This is a genomic window from Providencia sp. NPDC089933 (assembly GCF_049545585.1).
Classification (GTDB): domain Bacteria; phylum Pseudomonadota; class Gammaproteobacteria; order Enterobacterales; family Enterobacteriaceae; genus Providencia; species Providencia huashanensis.
Window position 1 is genome coordinate 84,211 of record NZ_JBMWDT010000011.1, and the last position, 21,639, is coordinate 105,849.

20 protein-coding genes are annotated in these 21,639 nt (G+C 43.6%); 15 read left to right on the forward strand and 5 right to left on the reverse strand.

From position 1 onward, the window contains the following. From ACPEH5_RS15830 to ACPEH5_RS15875, 10 genes are all read left to right on the forward strand, one after another. Entirely contained in the window at positions 1–1,509 is a 1,509-nt protein-coding gene (locus tag ACPEH5_RS15830; RefSeq protein WP_281110900.1) for an indolepyruvate oxidoreductase subunit beta family protein, read from the forward strand. A gap of 9 nt (positions 1,510–1,518) precedes the next feature. After that, positions 1,519–1,959, forward strand: coding sequence for an acyl-CoA thioesterase (locus ACPEH5_RS15835; RefSeq protein ID WP_042848455.1), 441 nt, complete (start codon positions 1,519–1,521; stop codon positions 1,957–1,959). Next, positions 1,956–4,256 carry a bifunctional salicylyl-CoA 5-hydroxylase/oxidoreductase gene (locus tag ACPEH5_RS15840; protein WP_225833170.1) on the forward strand — a complete coding sequence of 767 codons (2,301 nt, stop codon included), beginning with the start codon at positions 1,956–1,958 and terminating at the stop codon, positions 4,254–4,256. The genes ACPEH5_RS15835 and ACPEH5_RS15840 overlap by 4 nt, the downstream gene beginning before the upstream one ends. Positions 4,257–4,285: 29 nt before the next feature. Next, positions 4,286–5,413 carry a cupin domain-containing protein gene (locus ACPEH5_RS15845; RefSeq protein ID WP_042848452.1) on the forward strand — a complete coding sequence of 376 codons (1,128 nt, stop codon included), beginning with the start codon at positions 4,286–4,288 and terminating at the stop codon, positions 5,411–5,413. Positions 5,414–5,509: 96 nt separating this feature from the next. Next, on the forward strand, positions 5,510–6,421 hold the full coding sequence (locus ACPEH5_RS15850; RefSeq protein ID WP_166687122.1) for a fumarylacetoacetate hydrolase family protein: 912 nt from the start codon (positions 5,510–5,512) through the stop codon (positions 6,419–6,421). Between the two features lie 9 nt (positions 6,422–6,430). Further along, positions 6,431–7,462, forward strand: coding sequence for a carbon-nitrogen hydrolase family protein (locus tag ACPEH5_RS15855; protein WP_048608766.1), 1,032 nt, complete (start codon positions 6,431–6,433; stop codon positions 7,460–7,462). Then, a complete protein-coding gene (locus ACPEH5_RS15860; RefSeq protein ID WP_166687121.1) occupies positions 7,459–8,214 on the forward strand; it encodes a maleate cis-trans isomerase family protein in 756 nt (251 codons plus the stop codon). The genes ACPEH5_RS15855 and ACPEH5_RS15860 overlap by 4 nt, the downstream gene beginning before the upstream one ends. Positions 8,215–8,287: 73 nt before the next feature. Then, positions 8,288–8,776, forward strand: coding sequence for a MarR family winged helix-turn-helix transcriptional regulator (locus ACPEH5_RS15865; RefSeq protein WP_048608822.1), 489 nt, complete (start codon positions 8,288–8,290; stop codon positions 8,774–8,776). A 295-nt stretch (positions 8,777–9,071) separates the two neighbouring features. Beyond that, the gene (locus ACPEH5_RS15870) at positions 9,072–10,718 is read left to right on the forward strand and encodes a Na+/H+ antiporter (RefSeq protein ID WP_131680239.1); all 1,647 of its coding nucleotides are present in this window, start codon (positions 9,072–9,074) and stop codon (positions 10,716–10,718) included. Between the two features lie 52 nt (positions 10,719–10,770). Next, positions 10,771–11,394 carry an AAA family ATPase gene (locus tag ACPEH5_RS15875; protein WP_254178395.1) on the forward strand — a complete coding sequence of 208 codons (624 nt, stop codon included), beginning with the start codon at positions 10,771–10,773 and terminating at the stop codon, positions 11,392–11,394. 59 nt (positions 11,395–11,453) lie between these two features. Here ACPEH5_RS15875 and ACPEH5_RS15880 read toward each other — a convergent pair whose 3' ends face one another. Continuing rightward, positions 11,454–12,074 carry a flavin reductase family protein gene (locus ACPEH5_RS15880; RefSeq protein ID WP_129466998.1) on the reverse strand — a complete coding sequence of 207 codons (621 nt, stop codon included), beginning with the start codon at positions 12,072–12,074 and terminating at the stop codon, positions 11,454–11,456. 134 nt (positions 12,075–12,208) lie between these two features. Next, positions 12,209–12,982, reverse strand: coding sequence for an AraC family transcriptional regulator (locus ACPEH5_RS15885; protein ID WP_042848444.1), 774 nt, complete (start codon positions 12,980–12,982; stop codon positions 12,209–12,211). A 192-nt stretch (positions 12,983–13,174) separates the two neighbouring features. Here ACPEH5_RS15885 and ACPEH5_RS15890 point away from each other — a divergent pair, with 192 nt between their 5' ends. The 5 genes from ACPEH5_RS15890 to ACPEH5_RS15910 all read left to right on the forward strand — a co-directional run bounded on the left by ACPEH5_RS15890 (position 13,175) and on the right by ACPEH5_RS15910 (position 18,378). Then, on the forward strand, positions 13,175–15,595 hold the full coding sequence (locus tag ACPEH5_RS15890) for a DMSO/selenate family reductase complex A subunit (RefSeq protein WP_042848443.1): 2,421 nt from the start codon (positions 13,175–13,177) through the stop codon (positions 15,593–15,595). Then, positions 15,592–16,230, forward strand: a complete 639-nt coding sequence (locus ACPEH5_RS15895) for a DMSO/selenate family reductase complex B subunit (protein ID WP_042848441.1) — start codon at positions 15,592–15,594, stop codon at positions 16,228–16,230. The genes ACPEH5_RS15890 and ACPEH5_RS15895 overlap by 4 nt, the downstream gene beginning before the upstream one ends. Beyond that, positions 16,227–17,126, forward strand: a complete 900-nt coding sequence (locus ACPEH5_RS15900; RefSeq protein ID WP_042848439.1) for a dimethyl sulfoxide reductase anchor subunit family protein — start codon at positions 16,227–16,229, stop codon at positions 17,124–17,126. Before ACPEH5_RS15895 ends, ACPEH5_RS15900 begins: the two co-directional genes overlap by 4 nt. Before the next feature lie 37 nt (positions 17,127–17,163). Beyond that, a complete protein-coding gene (locus tag ACPEH5_RS15905) occupies positions 17,164–17,730 on the forward strand; it encodes a molecular chaperone TorD family protein (protein WP_281110898.1) in 567 nt (188 codons plus the stop codon). 192 nt (positions 17,731–17,922) lie between these two features. Continuing rightward, positions 17,923–18,378, forward strand: a complete 456-nt coding sequence (locus ACPEH5_RS15910; protein WP_071547663.1) for a DoxX family protein — start codon at positions 17,923–17,925, stop codon at positions 18,376–18,378. A gap of 87 nt (positions 18,379–18,465) precedes the next feature. Here the strand turns inward: ACPEH5_RS15910 and ACPEH5_RS15915 are convergent, their stop codons facing one another. Genes ACPEH5_RS15915 through ACPEH5_RS15925 form a run of 3 tightly spaced genes read right to left on the reverse strand, consistent with a single transcriptional unit; the run spans position 18,466 to position 21,619 of the window. Continuing rightward, entirely contained in the window at positions 18,466–19,260 is a 795-nt protein-coding gene (locus ACPEH5_RS15915) for a nucleotidyltransferase domain-containing protein (RefSeq protein WP_042848434.1), read from the reverse strand. Between the two features lie 11 nt (positions 19,261–19,271). After that, complete coding sequence (locus tag ACPEH5_RS15920; RefSeq protein WP_042848433.1) at positions 19,272–20,498, reverse strand: RtcB family protein; 1,227 nt, start codon at positions 20,496–20,498, stop codon at positions 19,272–19,274. A 2-nt stretch (positions 20,499–20,500) separates the two neighbouring features. Beyond that, on the reverse strand, positions 20,501–21,619 hold the full coding sequence (locus ACPEH5_RS15925) for a slipin family protein (RefSeq protein WP_166685580.1): 1,119 nt from the start codon (positions 21,617–21,619) through the stop codon (positions 20,501–20,503). Positions 21,620–21,639 lie beyond the last annotated feature (20 nt).

Consider the following 21,639-nt stretch of genomic DNA (forward strand, 5'->3'; position numbering starts at 1 on the left):
ATGCTTTCATCCTCAATAGCATTGCAGCCCATCAAAATAGCGATTTTAGCGATGGGTGGTGAAGGTGGCGGAGTTCTTGCGGATTGGATAGTCAATCTAGGCGAAGAAAATGGTTATTTTGCGCAAACAACTTCAGTACCTGGTGTTGCCCAGCGTACGGGAGCGACGATTTATTATGTCGAGTTATTTCCTGGCGCAGATAACTTACAAACGCCACGCCCAGTTTTAGCCCTGATGCCTATGCCGGGTGATGTTGATGTAGTACTGGCTTCTGAGTTAATGGAAGCGGGCAGAGCAGTTCAACGGGGTTTTGTTACACCAGAACGGACGACCTTAATCAGCTCGACACACCGTGTTTACTCAATTGCTGAAAAGTCAGCGATGGGAGATGGGCGCGTTGATAGCCAAGCACTTATTCGTCACGCAAGTTCATCTGCCCGCCAGTTTATTCATTTTGATATGTCACAAGCGGCACAGGATACAGGCAGTGTCATCAGCGCGGTTCTATTTGGTGCGTTGTTTGGTTCAGGGGTCTTACCCTTTAGCCGCACGCAATTTGAGGAAACGATTGTTCGTGGTGGCGTCGGTGTAAAACCAAGCTTGCGTGCTTTCGCATTAGGTGCTGAAAAGTCAGTACACCCGGAAGAGCCTTACCAAGCGCCATCAGCACAAAACGTGATACATACACCTAAAAACAAGCAAGTTTCAGCGTTACTAGCGCGTGTCGAAAATGAATTTTCTCCTCATGTGCATTATCTGGTCACCGAAGGCATCCGTCGGCTTATTGATTACCAAGACCCTGCTTATGCCACGTTGTACTTGAATCGCCTTAATAACCTGTTTACGCAAAATGGTGGCCAAGATGAGCGGTTACAGCGGGCACTTGCACGCCATTTGGCCCTTTGGATGTCTTATGAGGACACCATCCGTGTGGCTGACCTGAAAATCCGTGATAGCCGATTTGCGCGAGTACGCGATGAAGTACAGGCAAAAGATAACCAATTATTGAATATCAATGAATTTATGCATCCACGCATTGAAGAAATCTGCGAAACGCTTCCCAAAAATTTAGGTCGCTGGTTAATGCGTCCACATTGGTTACACAAAGCGCTTCGCAAAGTGACAGAAAAAGGGCGCACCATCACTACCAGTTCTTTCTTTGGCTTTTTACAGTTGTATCTATTAGCTGCTTGGCGAAAAGGACGGCGTTCGACGTTACGTTATCAACTTGAAACACAACGGATTGAAAAGTGGCTAGAGCTAGTGGCTCAGGCTGCACAAACCAACCCTGCACTAGCTGCAGAAATTACGCAGTGCCAGCGTGTGGTTAAGGGGTATAGCGATACACATGCTCGAGGGTTGCGTAATTTCCAAATATTAATGGATATCGTTGCCCAGCAGGGTAGCAAGTTAGCGCCAATTAATTTGCGGGAACTGCGTGAAGCTGCATTGGCTGATGAACATGGAAAAGAATTAGAAAAATGTCGCCAACGGCTGGCTATAAATTAAGGGTAAATCATGAGCTTACTGAAATTTTCTAGACCACATAAAATTCATTTTTCGCAGTGTGACCCTGCTGGGATCGTTTTTTATCCCCAGTATTTTGTGATGTTTAACAACCTACTTGAACACTGGTTTGATGAACTCATTCCTCAAGGGTTTGCCGGTTATATCCTTGAACAACGGTTTGGGTTGCCGACCGTGCACTTAGACGCTGAGTTTACCGCGATTAGCCGTATGGGGGATGAAGTGATGCTAGAGCTTCATGTCGAACGTATTGGTAGCAAATCTTTGACCTTACGTCAGCGCTGCATAGGGCGAGAGGGGGAATTACGCATGCAAGTGACACAAACTTATGTCACCACCTCGCTAGTGACACATCAAGCTATTCCTATACCCGACATTCTGTATCAGGCGTTAACTGCTCAACAACCCGTAAGCGCAAAAGGGGAAATATGATGAATATTGTATGTATTGGTGGTGGGCCTGCAGGCTTGTACTTTGGGTTACTGATGAAACGGCAAAATCCTCAAAATCGGGTTGTGGTAGTGGAACGCAATCGGCCATATGACACTTTTGGGTGGGGGGTCGTATTTTCAGATGCAACACTGCATAACTTACGCCGTGCAGACCCTGAGTCGGCAGAGACCATTGCTGCGGAATTCAGTCACTGGGATGACATTGATGTGCATTTCAAAGGGACTTGCCACCGCAGTGGGGGGCATGGCTTTATTGGTATAGGGCGTAAAAAATTACTCAATATCTTGCAAGACCGCTGCCTTGAACTAGGTGTCGAGCTAGTATTCGAAACTCAAGTCACGGACGATCAAGACATCGCCCGTCAGTACCAAGCCGATTTAGTCATTGCATCCGATGGTATTAACAGCGCGGTACGTACGCGTTATGAAGAGGTATTTAAACCAGATATTGACCCGCGTCGTTGCCGTTTTGTTTGGTTAGGTACTAAAAAGATTTTCGATGCATTTACCTTCCTATTCGCCGAAAATGAACACGGTTGGTTCCAAGTTCATGCCTATCAATTTCAAGAAGGGTTATCAACCTTTATCGTTGAAACGACAGAAGAAACTTGGCTAAAAGCAGGTATTGACCAGATGTCGCAAGAAGATGGGATTACCTACTGTGAAAACTTGTTTGCTCCATGGCTTGAAGGGGAAAAATTGATGGCTAATGCTGCGCATTTACGTGGCGCAGCAATTTGGATCCGTTTCCCGCGGGTCATTTGTGATAACTGGGTACACTGGACTCAACCAACATCAGGGAAAGATGTACCTATCGTGTTAATGGGGGATGCGGCTCACACTGCGCACTTTTCTATCGGTTCAGGCACCAAATTAGCCTTAGAAGATGCGATTGAGCTGTGTGAAAGCCTGAAAACTGCAAAAGGTGATTTACGCAATGGGCTAGCACATTATCAGCAAGTACGTAGCGTGGAAGTCCTGAAAATTCAGAATGCGGCGCGTAATTCCACCGAGTGGTTCGAAAATGTTAGCCGCTATGAAAACCTTGCTCCCGAGCAGTTTGCTTATTCTTTGTTAACGCGCTCTCAACGTATTTCCCATGAAAATTTGCGTGTTCGTGATACTCCTTGGCTGGAAAAATACGAACAGTGGTTCGCTGCGCAAGCGGGTGTCACACCGCCAGTCAATATACCGCCAATGCTGACACCTTATCAGTTACGTGGGGTTACCTTGAGTAACCGTGTGGTGGCTTCACCGACCTTATTATACAGCGCCAATCAAGGCGTGGTTGAAGACTTCCATTTGGTACACCTAGGGAGCCGTGCGTTAGGAGGAATAGGGTTAGTCATGGCAGAAATGACGGCTATCGCCCCAGATGCACGTGTCACTGAGGGGTGTGCTGGGTTATGGAATGACGAGCAAGTCTCGGCTTGGCAGCGCATAACGACTTTTATACATCAAAATACCAGTGCCAAAATTGGTATTCAATTGGGTCATGCAGGGCGTCGAGGGTCAACTCAGCGTGGTTGGGAAAATGAAAATCACCCTCTGAAAGAAGGGAACTGGCCACTAGTTTCTGCTTCTGCTCTACCGTATTTACCCAATATTTCACAAACACCGGCAGAACTTACTGAAGCACAAATGGCAATAATAACTAACCAATTTGTCGCTGCTGCCAAGCGTGCTGAGGCAGCAGGGTTTGATTGGCTTGAATTACAAGCTGGTCATGGTTATTTACTGTCGAGCTTTATTTCTCCATTAACCAACCAACGTACCGATGTGTATGGCGGGGTGTTAGAAAATCGCCTGCGTTTTCCATTGGCAGTGATCAGCGCAGTACGCCAAGTGTGGTCAAAACCATTGTCAGTACGTCTTTCCAGTACCGACTGGGTAGACGGGGGGACCACTGTAGATGATGCGGTGCAAATTGCTCGTGCGATGAAACAAGTGGGAGTCGACATGGTGGATTGTTCTTCAGGGGAGGTTTCGCCGCAACAGCAGCCGGTGTATGGCCGGATGTACCAGACACCAATGGCTGACCGCATTCGTAACGAAGCCGGGGTCCCGGTGATCGCCGTTGGGGCGATCACCGACGCTGACCAAGTTAACAGCATTATCGCAGCAGGGCGGGCAGATTTATGTGCATTGTCGCGTCCATTGTTATCTGACCCAGCATGGTTATTACATGAATGTGCTCGCTATGGCTGGGAAACACAGTGGCCAGCAGCGTATGAATACGGGCGCCAACAGCTTACCCAATCGTTGAGGTCACGCTAAGAGCGTTGGCAAATGAAGAGGAAAATAGCATGAGAACACAGTCCCATGACCAATATCGTGAAAATGTGGCGGGTCGAGCTGATGTAGCTGACACCCCTGAACTTGTCGCGTATTACCAACAACTGGATGCACTAAAAACTGGCGCTTTATGGACAGTCGCAAACAAAATAGAGCCGTGGCAACCTCAGTCTAGTTCTGTGCCAGTTTTGTGGCGTTACCGTGACCTACGTGAGCATGTGTTGCGTTCGGTGGAATTAGTGACCCCAGAAAAAGCAGGGCGTCGTGTGATTTACCTGAATAACCCCGGTCGTCAAGATGTGGCGGCCGCCGTGGGGTGGTTGTATTCCGGTCTGCAAGTCATGCATCCCGGAGAAGCCGCTTCTGCTCATGCTCATTCCTCTTCGGCGTTGCGTTTTATTATGGAAGGTCGTGGTGCTTATACCATCGTAGAAGGGCAGAAAATGATGCTAGAAGCTAACGACTTTGTACTCACACCTAACGGCACATGGCATGAGCATGGGGTAGCGGAAGATGGTTTACCGTGCATTTGGCAAGATGGCCTTGATATTCCATTAGTTAATGCCATGGAAGCCGGTTTCTATAAAGTTCACCCTGATTTACACCAAGTACAGACACGCCCACTTGATTACCCTGTTGGCATGTGGGGCGGCACTGCGTTAAGGCCACATGATATCGGCTGGGATAAACCGTATTCCCCATTATTTAAATACCAATGGGGGCCAACTTACGATGCATTACGTCGTGCGGCAAAAGTCGCGGATGGCTCGGTATTTGATGACATTTTGATGCACTACACCAACCCATTAACGGGAGGGGCAGTGATGCCGACAATTGGGGCTAGTATGCAATTGCTACGACCGGGGTTTGTGGGCAAAGCCCATCGCCATACGGGGAGCTTTATTTATCAAGTTGCGAAAGGCCAAGGTTATTCAGTGATTAATGGCCAGCGCTTTGATTGGCAAGAGCGTGACATTTTCTGCGTACCGTCGTGGATGTTCCATGAACACGTCAATATTTCACAAACGGATGACGCATGTCTGTTTTGTTTTAATGATTTACCCGTGATGCAGTCTTTAGGCCTGTATTACGAAGAAGCCTTAGTAGATAACGATGGGCACCAAAAGGTGGCCTCTTAACAGGCTGAGTTATTGATAACAATTTTGTCTGGTTTTAATTAACTAATTTTACGTGAAACTGAGTGCAATTCTAAGTGGCACTCAAGGAGAAATCATATGCGCTTAATAACTTACCGTTCTGATGTAACTGCCGCTGCTCGTTTAGGGGCTATTGTTGACCAGCAAGTCGTGGATTTAGCTCGTCTAGCTGAAGAACAGGGGCAATATCTACCAGATAATATGTTGGATTTTATTGATTTAGGCCCTCAAGGCGTACGCGTGGGTACTGAGTTGCTTAATATCTACCAAGGGTTATTTCCTGCGGGTACGGCATGGCCAATGCAAAATGTGAAAATTTTAGCGCCTATTCCTCGTCCGCGTAAAAATATTTTTGGCATAGGTTTAAATTATGTAGAGCATGTTGCTGAATCCAGTCGTACTTTAGATACTTCGAAAGAATTGCCTAAACAACCGGTTATTTTTTCTAAACCGCCAACGACCGTAATTGGCCCTGGAGATGCTATCGAACATAACGGGCAGATCACCCAACAATTAGATTGGGAGGTCGAACTTGCTGTGGTCATTGGGACTCGTGCGAAAAGGGTTGCAGCTAAAGATGCCCTCAATTATGTATTTGGTTATAGCTTGATGATAGATATGAGTGCGCGTGATTGCCGCCGTGCTGGGCAATGGATTTACTCTAAAGGGCAAGACACTTATGCACCGTTTGGCCCATGTATTGTAACTGCTGATGAAATCCCTGATCCCCATAATTTAAACCTGAACTTAAAAGTGAATGGTGTGACCAAACAGGATTCAAACACCCGTCATATGTTATTCAATGTGAATACATTGATTGAAGATATCAGCCAAGGTATTACGTTAGAGCCAGGGGATATTATTGCTACTGGGACGCCTGAGGGGGTTGGTGCGGGGCGTTCTCCTCAAGAGTGGGTTTGGCCGGGGGATGTGATAGAGGCCTATGTTGAACACATTGGTGAATTGCGTCATCCGGTTGTGTCAGTGTAAGGGGGAAGCATGTTAGAACTTCAATGTTTTAAAGCAGCAGCAGTACAGGCGGCTCCTGTCTTTTTAGACACTGACGCAACTGTGGATAAAGTGTGTCGGTTAATTGAGGAAGCCGCAGATAACGGTGCAAAATTAGTGGCTTTTCCAGAGGTTTTTATTGCAGGCTATCCGTATTGGAGTTGGGTAATGAACCCAATTGACGGCAGTCCGTGGTTTGAAAAACTGTGTAAATCGGCAATCGAAGTTCCGGGGCCGGAAATTCAAAAAGTCGCGCAAGCTGCGGCACGCCATCACATTAACGTTGTTATTGGGGTCAATGAGCGCAGCCCTACAGGCATCGCGACTTTGTACAATACATTAGTCACCATTTCGGATGAGGGGCAAATTTTAGGCCGTCATCGCAAACTGGTACCGACATGGGCGGAAAAACTGACGTGGGCCAATGGGGATGCCTCTTCATTAAAAGTGCACCAAACGAGTATTGGGCCATTGGGGGCCCTAGCGTGTGGGGAAAATACCAATACCTTAGCGAGGTTTGCTTTATTAGCCCAAGGGGAATTAGTGCATATCGCCAGCTATATTGCTTTACCCGTTGCGCCAAAAGATTACGATATGGCGGATGCTATTCGTCTGCGCGCTTCTGCACACTGTTTTGAAGGCAAAGTATTCACCATTATTGCTTGCTCAACAGTATCAGAGGAAATTATTGAGGCGATGTCTGCCTCTCATCCAGAAGCCCGTGACTTACTGGCGCGGCCTAATAGTGCTTTTTCTGGCATTATCGGCCCTGATGGGCGGGTGATTGGTGAACCATTGGTTGACAAAGAAGGCATTGTGTATGGTGAGATTGATTTGAATCGTTGTATTCAGCCACGGCAAATGCATGATATTACTGGGCACTATAATCGGTTTGATATTTTTGATTTACAGGTAAATCGTCGCCCGCTGACTGCTGCACGCTTTAATCACCAAGGGCAAGATATCGATGAATTAAATGTTTTTCCCAGCTCAGAAGAACCGTTTGGGGGGGTAGGGCAATGAATTTAGTGCGAACATATCGGATCGGGCAAATTGTACCTTCATCCAACACCACGATGGAAACGGAGATCCCGGCTATATTACGGGCTAGGGAAGCTCTATTTGCTGAGCGTTTTACTTTCCACTCAAGCCGTATGAGGATGCAAAAAGTCACCAAAGACGAATTGGCAAAAATGGATTCAGATAGCGACCGCTGCGCACTTGAATTGTCAGATGCTGCTGTAGATGTGCTGGGATATGCTTGCCTAGTGGCGATCATGAGCATGGGGAACGGTTACCATCGGGTCTCTGAAAAACGCTTATTTCAACGTACCATGGATAATGGCCATCCAGCTCCAGTTGTAACTAGTGCAGGGGCATTAGTGGAAGGGTTACAAGCTATTGGGGCAAAAAAAGTGTCTATCTTAACGCCCTATATGAAACCTCTCACACAGTTAGTGATTGATTACATAGAAAATGAAGGCATTGAAGTGGTGGATAGCATTTCACTAGAAATCCCTGATAACTTGGATGTGGGGCGGCAAAACCCGCTAGCTCCCGTTGAAATCACCAAAAAATTGAATACGCAAGTGGATGCTATTGTGGCTTCCGCTTGTGTACAGATGCCTTCGTTACCGTCAATACAGCTTATTGAAGACCGCGTAGGGCTACCCGTATTATCGTCTTCGGTGGCTACCACGTATATGATGTTGAAAAAGTTGGGTTTAGAGACTGGTATTAGTGGGTTTGGTTCATTGCTAAATGGTAAGTTTTAGCTGAATTATTGCTCTTTTCTGTTACTCTTTGAGGGGCGGTGATTTAATGCATAGTGCTTATCAAGGGGAGCAAATGCCAGATTCAAAAATTTTTGTTGATCATTATTTGCCTGCCCTGCTTGGGCAGGCTTGGATGCTGGTCTCTTCAGAGTTTCACGCGACCGTGGAAACCAAAGGGCTTTCTGTATTGGAATGGCGGGTGTTATCCACATTAGCAGGTAATGGGTCTATGGGGATCACTGAGCTTTCGCAAAAAACAGTGAGTAAGCAGCCAACAATTACACGTGTGCTACAACGACTTGAACAGCAAGGGCATGTGATCCGCCATAATAACCATAATGGTAGTGATAAACGAATAACATTAGTTAGCGTGACATCGAGCGGGATGTCATTAGTTGATGATCTCCTTATCGCAGCACAGCAGCATGAAGAAGCTGTTTTAGCACCGCTAGGTGTTCGTAAAAGTAAAATGCTTAAGCAAATATTGCGGGAGCTGATTGAGCGCCATAGTTTTGAGGGGAACAATATAGATAAACGTCATACAGATAAAACTAGTGAATAAACAAAGTATCTTTAAAAGAACAGTCAATAGTCTAATAATGATGGTTTAGGTATATTTTCTATATTAATACTTAACTTATTATGGTGTGCATTTTTTATTTTTATCTATCAAATAGATAATTAGCGATATTAAGAGGTGGGATAAAAAATAATAAAATTGTAACGTAATGATTGTTAGGCGATTTCCCAATTTTATTTTTTTTGTATCTGATAATTAATAGTTACTTTACATTGATTCAATTTATCTATTTACTGCATTACTGATAATTAATGATTAGCTAAACATGGAGCAATCAATGTCAGTAGTGACACTTGTACTCGTTTTTTTATTAGCCGTTGTTGTGAGCGTTTTTGTTTCACGACTGCTCAAAGATATTATTCCATTACCCCTGATCCAGATAGCACTAGGGGCTGGCTTGTCTTTATACGGTTTTACCGTTGAATTTGAACCTCATCTATTTCTATTTTTATTTATTCCTCCTTTATTATTCCTTGATGGATGGCGTATCCCTAAAGAAGCCTTATTTCAAGAAATTAAACCGATAATGTCGCTAGCCATAGGTTTAGTTGTTGTCACCGTTATTGGTATGGGCTTTTTTATTCATTGGTTAATCCCTGCCATTTCATTAGCCGTCGCATTCGCGTTAGCTGCTATTTTGTCCCCTACGGACCCAGTTTCAGTGTCAGCAATGACAGTGAACTCCCCATTGCCTTCACGTATGGCGCATATCCTTGAGGGGGAATCATTACTGAATGATGCTACTGGATTAGTCTGTTTTAGCTTTGCGGTTGTAGCGGCGTTAACTGGGACATTCTCACTAGCTTCTGCGGCTGGGCAGTTTGTACTTGTGGCATTTGGTGGGATTTTAATAGGCCTGCTAGTTGCGTGGGCGATTGGTTGGCTAAATCAATTCTTAGTTAAACGCACAGGGGAAGAGCCGGCAATTCAGATAATGATTAGCTTGCTAATGCCATTTACTGCTTACTTACTGGCAGAGCATCTGCATGTTTCCGGTATTTTAGCTGCGGTTGTTGCCGGTATTGCGATGCACTATGAGAAAATAGCAGGCCGAATGCAAGCAGCGACTCGTATGCAAAGTAAAGCGGTTTGGGATACCGTTCAAACTGCATTAAACGGGATGATTTTCATTTTACTTGGCGAACAGTTGCCTGGTATGTGGACCAATATGCCTGAAGTTGCAGAAGCCGCAGGTGCTAGCCACCCTTGGATGTTGTTTGTGTATGTTGCTGTGATCACAATTGCATTGGCGATTCTGCGTTTTACTTGGGTGTGGATCTCGATGACTTTAACAGTCTTCCATAAACGCCGTCGCGGTAAAGAAGCAGATGTTATGCATATTCGTATGATGGCAGTAATGGCGACAGCGGGTGTGCGTGGAGCGATTACGTTAGCCGGTATTTTAACGTTACCTTTATTGATGCCAGATGGTTCCTTATTTCCAAATCGTGATGTGGCTATTTTCTTAGCAATGGGGGTGATTTTATGTTCACTATTAATTGCCAGCATTGCCTTGCCAATTTTGACCAAAGGCTTAGTACAGGATTTACCGTACGATAACGACGAAATTCGTGCTCGTTTAGCATTAAACGAAGCTGCAATGGCACATTTACGTGACCTAATGAACCACCCTTCAGAAGATGTGGATGAAATCGCGATGCGAACTGAAGTTGGTGCTCAACTACTCGAAATCTACGGTAGGCGACTTGATAATTCAGATGAAAGTGAATCGGATGTTTATGATTTACATAGAATGATTGAAATGGAGCGCGATATGTCTAAATCGGCGCTCAAAGCCAAACGTGAAGCGCTTTACCTAATGCGCAAAAATAAAAATATCAATGAACGTGTTTACCATCGTTTACGTGATGAACTTGATTTAAAAGAAGAAACTCTTAATCATCATAAAAAAGGAAAGCATTAATTTAAATGGCCCAAGTAAAAACTTGGGCCATTTTTAGCTCAAAAGGAATAGCGTGATAAAAAAATATCAACTGACGGAAAGAGAACTGAACTTACTATGGGATGAAGCTATTTTTATTTCCCATGTGAATGACAATAAGGGCTTTCGCCAAGATGAGCATGGTCAATGGATTCGTCGTAGTGAATTTGGTAACCCTAATAGTGAACCCCAGTTGCATTTTCTTTGTGGGAAAATCGCATCAGGCAAATCCACCTTAGCGAAAACACTATCGCAACAACCTCGTACTATTTTATTGTGCGAAGACGAATGGCTTTCTGCACTATATCCTAATGAAATTAAAGAACTATCTGATTATATTGAAAAAAGTGCTTTAGTGAAAAAAGTGCTAGAAAAGCATATTCAGCACCTTGTTGCTGCGGGTAATACCGTCGTGATGGATTTCCCTGCAAACACGCCTACCCAGCGCCAATGGTTGAAATCTTTAGCGCAATCATCTGGTGCATCTTATGTTTTTCATGTATTAAACGTTGATAATCAAAAGTGTAAAGCAAGGTTAGCAGCGCGTAATTTAACAGGGGAAAACCCATTTCAAACCTCTGAAGCACAGTTTGACTTAATTACGGCGCACTTTTCCTATCCAGATAGCAGTGAGCAACTAGTGTGTAAGTTCTACTGATAAAGGGAAGGGACTAACGTGGTTAATAGCCAGACAATATTGACCACTCTAATTTTAAGTTATTTAGGGCGATACATTTTTAGGTTCTGCTGTTGTTCTATCCAATAATAATCTGCTGGGCCACCTGCTCGTAGCAGAGGTTTTTGCCCTGCACAGTCATATAGTCCATCTTGTAGGGCTGATTCATCAATATGCACCATCACGACCTCCCCCATTACCATCCAAGTATCTAACAGTTGGCCATCAGCCCGTTTAAGTTGTTGATATTGAGTGACAATGCATTCCATTGATACGGGTGTTTGTGCAATACGTGGAGGAGAAACTAATGTGGATGGTAATGTTGATAGTTGGGTTAAGGCAAATTCGCTTTCACCACGTGCCAGAGTCGCGCTACTCATATTCACTTGTTCACCAAGCGCCAGTGTTGCGAGGTTATAAACAAATTCTCCCGTTTCAATCGCATTGGTGACGGAATCTTTTTTACCAACACTTGAAAATGCCAATATTGGAGGGGAGTAGTTGAAAATATTGAAAAAACTGTAAGGTGCGAGGTTTGTTCTTCCTTGGCTATCACAAGTTGAAATCCAACCAATTGGTCGGGGGCCAATGAGCGATGGGATAGGGTCATGAGGAAGCCCGTGGCCTTTTGTGGGTTGATAACTATAAAACTGAGTGGTCATTGCACGCTCCTTTTTTGTTTTATCCTAACGGATAATATTAGGAGGCGTAAGAGTAAAAAATGAAAAAGGCAATCAATGTATAAAGTTAGCAGTCAGTGGATAGTGCTCAGGATTGAGCACTATCTGAGGCAAGCTTACCCAGAAATTCGTTGAATAAAACTTGATGGGCTTTGCCCTAACCACCTTTTAAACATGGTTGAAAATGACCCCACATTGCTATAGCCCAAATCAAATGCCACTTCAGTAATCGACTTCCCAGCAGAAATATGGGTGATTGCACTTAACAAACAAGCTTGTTGCCGCCAATCAGAGAAAGACAACCCTGTTTGAGTTCCAAAAAAACGACTAAACGAGCGCTCACTCTTATGGAGTTTTGCTGCCCATTCTTGGGGAAGAGAGGTAATTTGTGGTGATTTCAAAAACTCACGACACAGTGTTGCTAAATGCTCATCTCGGGGGATGGGGGCATAGAAAGGAAGCGGCTCCGCTTGTGCTATTTCATGTAAAATAAGTTGGAACATTGCGCCATCACGACCATTTAAGTCATATTCGAGCGGGGTATCAACGGCTTCAAGCAATAGCTGACGAAGTAATGGAGATACCCGTAATACCTCACATCGATTCCCCCTACGCGGCGCTGCTTTTGGCTCGATATATAAACTACGAGTGCTGACATTCAGCATACGTGTTTCATGGGGAGTATTACAGGGGATCCAAACTCCGCTATCTGGTGGGATCACCCATTCGCCATCTGCGGTGCTGACTTCAATTAGCCCGGTAGCACCATAGAGAAACTGAGCTCGACGGTGAACATGAGAGCTCAAGAGTACATTCGGTAAGTAATCGGTTCCAATGGCGAGAACATCACGAGGCGTCGCATCAATTGTTTTCAGTGGAATATTTCGCATAGGCAATTTTGTTGGCTGAGATTCAAATATTGTTGTTAGTTTTATGAATATAGGCAATTTTTATTGATATAACCACATGTTTTATATGGTTGGCTGAAATTCCGATGTGTTTGGCGATTTTTCGAAAGTTGGCTAAGAGGGAAATGTTTACTCTATCGCGGCAACCTAATGTACGCCAGAGGTAGAGTTACTATGAAAAATTACCCAGATCGGAATGATAGCCAAACACATCTGATCGAACCACTAACCCGCCGTCGGTTTATTCAAGGCAGCTCTGCACTCATGGCTGTCCCCTTTATTGCTGCTAAAACCATTGCCTCAACACCAGAAGACCCAGAGATCATCCCTACTAAGCTTATTCAAAACTCAGCGGAACGCATCGTATCAACCTGTAGTAGTTTTGACTGTGGTGGAAAATGTGATATTCGAGCACATGTCAAAGAGGGGGTCGTTACACGCATAAGTACACGCCCTGATGCCGACCTTGATGAAGAGATGCCGATCATGCGTGCATGTGTACGTGGTCGTAGCTATCGAAAATTTGTTTATCATCCAAATCGCTTGAAATACCCAATGAAAAGGGTTGGTAAACGTGGCGAAGGGCGTTTTGAACGTATTAGCTGGGAAGAAGCGACGACGTTAATTGCAGATAATATGCAGCGTATTAATACGCAATATGGCCCAGCATCGCGTTTTGTCAGTTTGAGTACGGGGGTAACAGGCGGTATTTTTTCTGGTGCCAACATGCTACGCCGTTTATTTAACTTAACGGGGGGCTTTCTGGAAAATTACCATTCAGTGAGTAATGGCAATACCATGGCAGTCACGCCATATACTTATGGCACCTCAGCGAGTGGTAGCACCTTAGATACCTTAGAAGATACGCCTTTAGTGATCTTATGGGGGCACAACCCTAACGAAACGATTTTTGGTCATTCAAATCATTATTTCCAAAAGATGAAAAAGAATGGCACTAAATTTATCGTTGTCGACCCGCGTTACTCGGATACCGCATCATCCTTAGCTGATCAATGGGTTCCTATCTTACCCACCACAGACAACGCGATGATGGATGCGATGATGTATGTGATCATCAGCGAAGGCCTGCATGATCAAGCCTTTATTGATAAATACACCATCGGGTTTGATGAACATCAGATGCCTGAAGGTGTCCCCGAGAACGAGTCATTAATAGCTTATTTAATGGGGAAAAAAGATGGAATTGTGAAAACCCCTGAATGGGCAGAGCCGATTACAAAGGTCCCTGCACAGACTATTCGCCAACTCGCTCGTGAATATGCTAATACCAAACCTGCCGCCTTAATGCAGGGCTGGGGGCCTCAACGTCATATTTGTGGTGAGCGCTCAGCGAGAGGGGCGACTTTGTTGGCGACTATTACCGGTAATGTGGGGCGTAAAGGCGGTTGGGCTGCTGGCTACGGTATGGCAGTCACTCCTGATTTACGTAAAACCTTAGCGGGCCCAAGTTTATTTGAGAACCCAGTGAAAGCAAAAATCAATATCACTAATTGGGTTCAAGCCTGTGAAAATAAAGATTTAGTGACCCCTGATAACGGTTTGAAAAATGCAGAAAAACTCGATACCGAAATCAAAATGATTTTTTCATTAGCGGGTAATTATATGACTAATCAGAATCCGGATATTTTGCATGCCGCTAAAGTGCTGGAAGATGAAAGCAAAGTCGAATTTATCGTTTACAGCGATTTATATATGACACCGAGTGCTAAATATGCCGATATTTTGCTTCCTGAAACCAGTTTCTTAGAACGCTGGAACGTCGGGGGCACATGGGGGACGGGTAATTACATCATTTTATCTGAAAAAGTCATCGAGCCTGAATTTGAACGCCGTAGTGACTATGAATGGTTATGTGAAGTCGCAGAAAAGTTAGGAGTAGGTGACGTATTCAGTGAAGGTAGAACAGAAAAGCAATGGATAGAACATCTGGTGAATGATGCGCACAAAAAACGCCCAGAAGATAATATTCCTAGCTTTGATGAACTCTTGGTAAAACGCCGTCATCTATTAAAGCATCAGCCGCATGTGGGGCATGTTGCTTTTGAGAAAAATATCCAAGATATACAAAACCACCCGTTTGAAACGCCATCAGGGAAAATCGAAATTTTCTCTAAACGCCTTTATGAGCGTCAGGATGCGGATATTCCAGCACTATCACATTACGTGCCTGCCATTGAAGGGCCTGAAGATACCCTCACGACTCGTTATCCATTGCAACTAATTACATGGAAAGGCCGTAATCGTGCCAATTCAACGCAATTTGCTAACCCGTGGTTACAAGAAGTACAGCGACAAGAACTGTGGATCAACCCGATTGATGCTAAACGACGAAACATTACAGATGGAGAACGCGTCAAGGTGAATAACGACCGTGGTGTCACCATGGTGCCTGCCAAAATAACTCAGCGCATTATGCCGGGTGTTGTTGCCTTGCAGGCCGGAGCATGGTGGCAGCCTGATGAGAACGGAGTTGACCAAGGTGGTTGTGCTAACGTTTTAACCTCGGCACGTAGTACAGCAATGGCACATGGTAATGCCCATCAAACTTTATTGGTGGAGGTAACTAAAGCATGAGTAAATTCCACGTTTATCCCGCTGTCAGTAACAAACAGTTAGGGTTCTATATTGATTCGGCGCGCTGTTCAGGCTGTAAAGCGTGTCAGGTGGCCTGTAAAGATAAAAATAACCTTGATGTGGGGCGTAAGTATCGCCGTGTTTACGAAGTAACGGGGGGAGAATTTATTGAAAACGGCACGGGAGGGCTGGTGAATAATGTGTTTGCTTATACGTTATCCATTTCATGTAACCATTGTGCTGACCCGATGTGTGTAAAGAATTGCCCAACGACGGCTATGCATAAACGTGAAGGGGACGGCATCGTCATGGTTAACACTGACAAATGCGTTGGTTGTGGAACCTGCGCTTGGTCTTGCCCCTATGGTGCTCCTCAAATGAACCCTGAAACTAAGCAAATGTCGAAATGTGATTTTTGTATCGACTTGCAATTAAAAGGGGAGCAACCCGTCTGCGTCGCGACTTGCCCGTTAGGGGCTATTCAGTTTGGCCCCATTGATGAACTGAGAAAACAGTATGGGGACCAAGCGGATGTCCGTGGGTTACCAGATTCCTCAATTACCCATCCCAATTTAGTGATCCACCCACATCAAGGGGCGGGTCGTACTCAAGACTTACAAGGAGATGCCAAATGAATGAATGGCCATTATTGTTATTCACATTTTTAATGCAAACATCCATTGGGCTGAGTGTGATGTTGGGGGTCTTTGCGAAAAAATTATCCACGGCGTTAGCGGGGAAAATTAACTCACAGTTTTTCTTATGGTATTTATTAGTTGCTTGTGTGCTTGCTGGTGTTGGATTGTTATCTTCGATTACGCACCTAGGCGTGCCACTTAATGCCCCTAATTCACTGTTAAATATTTTCTCGTCTTGGTTAAGTCGTGAAGTGGTACTCACTGCAAGCTACTTTGCTTTTCTTGGGCTGACTTTTTTATGGTTATGGTTCAAAAAGGAATTGTCATATCTGTTGTTAGGGTTAGCCATTATTGCTGGGCTCTGTGATGTGTATGCTATGGCGTCAATTTATCGGTATACATCAATGTTAACTTGGATGAATGATAACACCTATTTGATGTTTTACGGCACGATGCTTACCGCGGGAGCAGCGGGGTATTATTTACTCATCAATATGTTATTGCGTTTTAATGTTGGTTCACTTGATGTGCAAATTCCAGTCCGAGGGTTGTGGATATTATGGGCAGTTATTGCTCTTAGCTTATTAGCGCGTTTAGTTTATCAGCCTGCATACGAAAGCTATTTATTACACACTGGCTATCATAATGAATCTATTACCTTTCCTATTGATTCTATCCGTGCTTATCAAGGAATTTGGTCATTACGCATAGGGAGTTGGTTAATTGGCATATTGGCTATCGTGGTTTTAGGGTATGGGGTTTATCGCCAAGTTCGGCAAACAACGCTGGGTATTCATGCATCAGCGAGTCAGGTTTATTTTGCTGTAGGCTGTGTTGCCGCTATTGTTGCTGAATTTCTGTTACGTTACTGTTTTTATACTATTCATCTTTAAATGAATAACCGCTATTACCTAGGAAATAACCCGTTGTATGATCCATTTTTCACACTATGCAGCAGCATTTAATATATTGGGTACTTGTTATTTATTTTCACCAGAGGACGACGCAGCTGATTATGCTATTCATTTTTTCAAGCTCGATGATTTTGCCTCTCAGTGGCCCTGTAAAATAAGTTCTCAACTTAGCCGCCGTATTACGGAGTCACTTAAAATAGATATCGCGACGTTAAATACTCAGTGGACAGCGCTATTTATTAGGCCAAATGCATTACCAGCCCCACCATGGGGCTCGGTATATTTAGACCCTGAAGGGGTATTGCAAGGCTCATCAACAGCGGCGTTAAGTGATTTTTTAAAACGTGAGCGTTTGACGGTACAAACACCTTATCCAGAACCGTCAGACCATGTTGGTTTAATGTTATTTCAAGCGGCGGTTTTAGCTTCACAAGTGAGAGAAGAGGCATTAAAAGAATTATTGCATGAACATTTAGAAAGTTGGTTACCACAGTTTTCTGAGCAATTAAATCGAACAAACCAGAGCCTTTTTTATAATGCGTTGACTGAGCTTGCTCTGGTCACGGTAAAAAATTGTTCATAAAGTTTTTAATGTTAGGTTTAATTGATCAGTATTTTTGATGTTTAAATCGTTAATTAAACGTAATATTTGAAAGAGTTAAAGGTTAATAAATTATAATTAAATGAAAATTGATTTAGTTATAAGAAATGCAAATTAAAATGATTCTTACTTTATATTTCTAAGCCATAATACGTTTTTAAGTCATACTACTTAATGATGTGCTTAAATATTCTAAGGGGGTATAAAGTGGTCAATCTATGTAATCGTTTATTGTCTCATGAAGATTTAGGAAGGTTGCTATTACGCCTTTCGGTTGGTGGGCTAATGCTGTTCCATGGTATGAGTAAATTATTAACAGGGGCTAGTGGTATTAAGGCATTGCTGGCTTCTTACGGTTTACCTGAATTTATTGCCTATGGGACTATTTTAGGTGAAGTGGTTGCCCCAATTTTTATTATTTTAGGTTTTTTAACGCGTCCATCAGCTTTATTAGTGGCGTTTACCATGGTTGTTGCATGGCTAATGATTGGTTTGGATAAAACTTTTTTACTCGATAAAACCGGCGCTTGGGCTATCGAAAGTATTGTTTATTTCTTCTTAAGCTCGATTGCATTGGCATTTATGGGCGCAGGGAAATTCTCAATTATGAAGAACCCATGCTGGCGGTAATATTATTTTTCTTAAGTGTTTGACATTGCCTTTAAAGAAAGACCATCAAAAATATTCTGATGGTCTATTTTTTTGAATAACCAATAGCTAGTTATTTTCTAATACAACTGTACGGAAAAAACTATCTAGTAAACGGCTATCACGGCAAGCGGGTTCAGGGAATTGCATTCGCTCTGCATTAGTCATAGTCTCTGATACGAGTTGGTCTATAGCTGGCCGTCTCGCACCATAATGACTTTCGTCAGATTGGCTTTTTATCGCCAACAACTCATTAATTTCTAATCGTACTGATTTATCTGAGACTGTTGCAGTCACCAATTCTGAAAATGCCATTGGAGGCATGTTTTTACTTTTTTCTATCCAGTGTAATGCTAATACAGCACGCAATAGGTAAAAGTATTTTTTCAGTTTAACTTGTTTGCCTTTAAAATCAGTATGTAAATTGCGCTTACTTATTGATAAATAATGATAACGTGATTTTAGTGGCGAATAAAATTGTGCAGCCAGTTGCTCCAGTTGAGTAAAAAATGCCTCATCCTTAAAATACACAATGGGTGAGTGTAGCCACTCGATTAATGCGGGGTTTGAGTTTCGCATTAATTTCAATGCTTTAGAAAGCTCCCAACCCGACACATCTAACTCATCATCAATTGGTTTCTCTATCACATCGCGTTTTTTATCCAATGTTAGGTACCAATCAAGTTTGTGAACATAGATAAACCGGACGTCATAGTCGCTATCGCGGGAGGCAAAGCCCCAACCGCGACTACCCGACTCACACGCAAAGAGTATTTTAACGTGGTGAGTTTCTTCTATTTCTTTAAGTGTTTTACCTATCCGTTCTTTCATCAGCACGGATATACTTTCATGGCTAGTTTCCATGCTTTCTCCTTTTATCCCTTTACACATACTACTTGGCGTAGGGTATGAACAATTTCTACCAGTGAGGACTGCGCAGCCATCACCGCATCAATGTCTTTATAAGCCATCGGTATTTCATCAATCACATCACTGTCTTTTCGGCACTCAACATGGGCCGTCGCTATTTTTTGGTCACTTACAGAGAAACGTTTTTTAGCCTCTGTCCGGCTCATGACCCGCCCTGCACCATGGCTGCATGAACAAAAACTTTCTTCGTCACCTAAACCGCGCACAATAAAACTTTTCGCCCCCATTGACCCTGGAATGATCCCCATTTGGCCTTTTCGTGCAGATACCGCGCCTTTTCGGGTTACCAGTACTTCTTCACCAAAGTGCTGTTCTTTTTGCACATAGTTATGATGGCAATTTACGGCTTCTTGTTCTGTGATAAACGGCTTTGGAATTTCACGTGATAGTGCTTCCAATACGCGGTGCATCATTACTTCACGGTTATGGCGAGCAAAGTCTTGCGCCCAACCCACTGCTTCCATATAGTCATTAAAGTGCACACTACCTTCTTCAAAGTAAGCAAGGTCTCTATCCGGCAAATTGGCGATATGCTGTTGCATATCTTTTTGTGCCAGCGTGATAAACAAGTTACCTATCGCATTTCCCACCCCGCGTGACCCGCTATGTAGCATTACCCATACACGGTCTTGTTCATCTAAACACAGTTCAATAAAGTGGTTCCCCGTTCCTAATGTCCCTAAATGTTTGTAATGATTAGTGTTACGTAGTTTTGGGTATTTATCACAGATACGTTTAAACTCTTCATCCAAGTGCGCCCAGTGGGTATCGACAATATCCGGTGTACGATACCAAGCCCCTTTATCACGTCCATGGCGGTGGGTTGTTCGACCATGTGGTACCGCCGCTTCGATAGCGAAACGAATATTTTGCAGGCTATCTGGTAAATCAGCCGCTGTTAATGATGTACGCACGGCAATCATCCCACAGCCAATATCCACGCCAACTGCCGCAGGGATAATCGCCCCTTTGGTTGGTATAACACTTCCTATCGTCGAACCTTTTCCAACGTGTACATCAGGCATTACCGCAAGGTGCTTAAAAATAAACGGCATTTTAGCGGTGTTTTGTAGTTGTGTTACCGCTTTCGGGTCTACAGGCACGCCGTTGGTCCACATTTTTACAGGCACGCCATTTTCTTGAATTAATTGATTAAAGTTATTGTTATTCATTGTTATTCCTTAATTTTTACCAATCCGTTTAATACTTGATCTAACCCACCATAAACGGAAATTTGGTCGATTCGATGTGCGATACTTTCTAAGGTTTCAAGTTCTTTTAAACGCAGCGCAACTGGGTTGTTTTCCATCACTTTTGCGGTATTTAACAGTGAACGAGTCGCGGCGGTTTCTTCACGGCGGCGGATCACGTTAGCTTGTGCCGATTTTTCGGCTTCAACGACTTGAGATAAAATAGTGCGCATATCCCCCGGCAAAATGATGTCTTTTACACCGATACTATCGATTTCTAAGCCAAACTCAACGACGCACTGCGCGACTTGAATCAACATCAACTCATCAATTAACTGCTTGTTTTCTAAAAGTTCATCTAAGGTTCGGGTACCCACGATTTCTCGTATTGAAAACTGCAATTCACGATATAAATGCTCTACAGGCTGGCTCAGTTTTGAGAATGCCAGCAAAACATCGTGATAGCGCCAGTTGGCACACAGGTTGATGCGTAATGTGACTTTGTCTTTGGTTAAAATCTCTTGTCCGCTAACTTCTAATGATTGTAAGCGAGTGTCTATTATCTCAACTTCCGGTTTGTGGTTGATTTTCCAATAACCGTAAGTTCCCGGTTGTAATAAATCTTGTATCTCACCATCAATTTTTAGCATACCGACATGCCATGCAGGTACCTGGCTAATTAAGGCCAACTCATTGCCTTTAATGCGTTTTTTACCCATCAGACGTGCAACGAATACAGAGTCAATAACGCTATTTTCTAGCGACTGCGGCTCCACTTTTAAATTATTGCTATTTTTCCAATACAACCGACGGCTCGCTGGTGGCAGTATTTCTGTCAAACTATTGTGCAAGTATATAAAACCAATCTCGTCATCAGTCAAAGCGATGTCAATACAGTGATCATCAACCCAATCAGGGTGAAATTGGCGTAAGTGGTCTGCCAGTTTTTCATCAATAGGTTCGTTATCAAGTGTGAACAATGACACCGTCAATTGATTAAACCAATCGTTTAAACGGTGCTCACCCGCAGTCAGTAATTGTTTAAAATCCCCATTTTTAGCGGTCAATGCGATTTGTCCTTGAGCGATATTTATTTTTTTCATTATTTTTCCTTTTTCAATAT

Excerpts from the sequence above, each read along its gene's own strand:
- ACPEH5_RS15880 (WP_129466998.1), bottom strand. The coding sequence starts at position 12,074 with ATGACCACTCAGTTTTATAGTTATCAACCCACAAAAGGCCACGGGCTT.
- ACPEH5_RS15870 (WP_131680239.1), top strand. The coding sequence starts at position 9,072 with ATGTCAGTAGTGACACTTGTACTCGTTTTTTTATTAGCCGTTGTTGTG.
- ACPEH5_RS15840 (WP_225833170.1), top strand. The coding sequence starts at position 1,956 with ATGATGAATATTGTATGTATTGGTGGTGGGCCTGCAGGCTTGTACTTT.
- ACPEH5_RS15865 (WP_048608822.1), top strand. The coding sequence starts at position 8,288 with ATGCCAGATTCAAAAATTTTTGTTGATCATTATTTGCCTGCCCTGCTT.
- ACPEH5_RS15855 (WP_048608766.1), top strand. The coding sequence starts at position 6,431 with ATGTTAGAACTTCAATGTTTTAAAGCAGCAGCAGTACAGGCGGCTCCT.
- ACPEH5_RS15925 (WP_166685580.1), bottom strand. The coding sequence starts at position 21,619 with ATGAAAAAAATAAATATCGCTCAAGGACAAATCGCATTGACCGCTAAA.
- ACPEH5_RS15910 (WP_071547663.1), top strand. The coding sequence starts at position 17,923 with ATGATGTGCTTAAATATTCTAAGGGGGTATAAAGTGGTCAATCTATGT.
- ACPEH5_RS15830 (WP_281110900.1), top strand. The coding sequence starts at position 1 with ATGCTTTCATCCTCAATAGCATTGCAGCCCATCAAAATAGCGATTTTA.
- ACPEH5_RS15905 (WP_281110898.1), top strand. The coding sequence starts at position 17,164 with ATGATCCATTTTTCACACTATGCAGCAGCATTTAATATATTGGGTACT.
- ACPEH5_RS15890 (WP_042848443.1), top strand. The coding sequence starts at position 13,175 with ATGAAAAATTACCCAGATCGGAATGATAGCCAAACACATCTGATCGAA.
- ACPEH5_RS15835 (WP_042848455.1), top strand. The coding sequence starts at position 1,519 with ATGAGCTTACTGAAATTTTCTAGACCACATAAAATTCATTTTTCGCAG.
- ACPEH5_RS15915 (WP_042848434.1), bottom strand. The coding sequence starts at position 19,260 with ATGGAAACTAGCCATGAAAGTATATCCGTGCTGATGAAAGAACGGATA.
- ACPEH5_RS15900 (WP_042848439.1), top strand. The coding sequence starts at position 16,227 with ATGAATGAATGGCCATTATTGTTATTCACATTTTTAATGCAAACATCC.
- ACPEH5_RS15860 (WP_166687121.1), top strand. The coding sequence starts at position 7,459 with ATGAATTTAGTGCGAACATATCGGATCGGGCAAATTGTACCTTCATCC.
- ACPEH5_RS15850 (WP_166687122.1), top strand. The coding sequence starts at position 5,510 with ATGCGCTTAATAACTTACCGTTCTGATGTAACTGCCGCTGCTCGTTTA.
- ACPEH5_RS15920 (WP_042848433.1), bottom strand. The coding sequence starts at position 20,498 with ATGAATAACAATAACTTTAATCAATTAATTCAAGAAAATGGCGTGCCT.
- ACPEH5_RS15845 (WP_042848452.1), top strand. The coding sequence starts at position 4,286 with ATGAGAACACAGTCCCATGACCAATATCGTGAAAATGTGGCGGGTCGA.
- ACPEH5_RS15885 (WP_042848444.1), bottom strand. The coding sequence starts at position 12,982 with ATGCGAAATATTCCACTGAAAACAATTGATGCGACGCCTCGTGATGTT.
- ACPEH5_RS15895 (WP_042848441.1), top strand. The coding sequence starts at position 15,592 with ATGAGTAAATTCCACGTTTATCCCGCTGTCAGTAACAAACAGTTAGGG.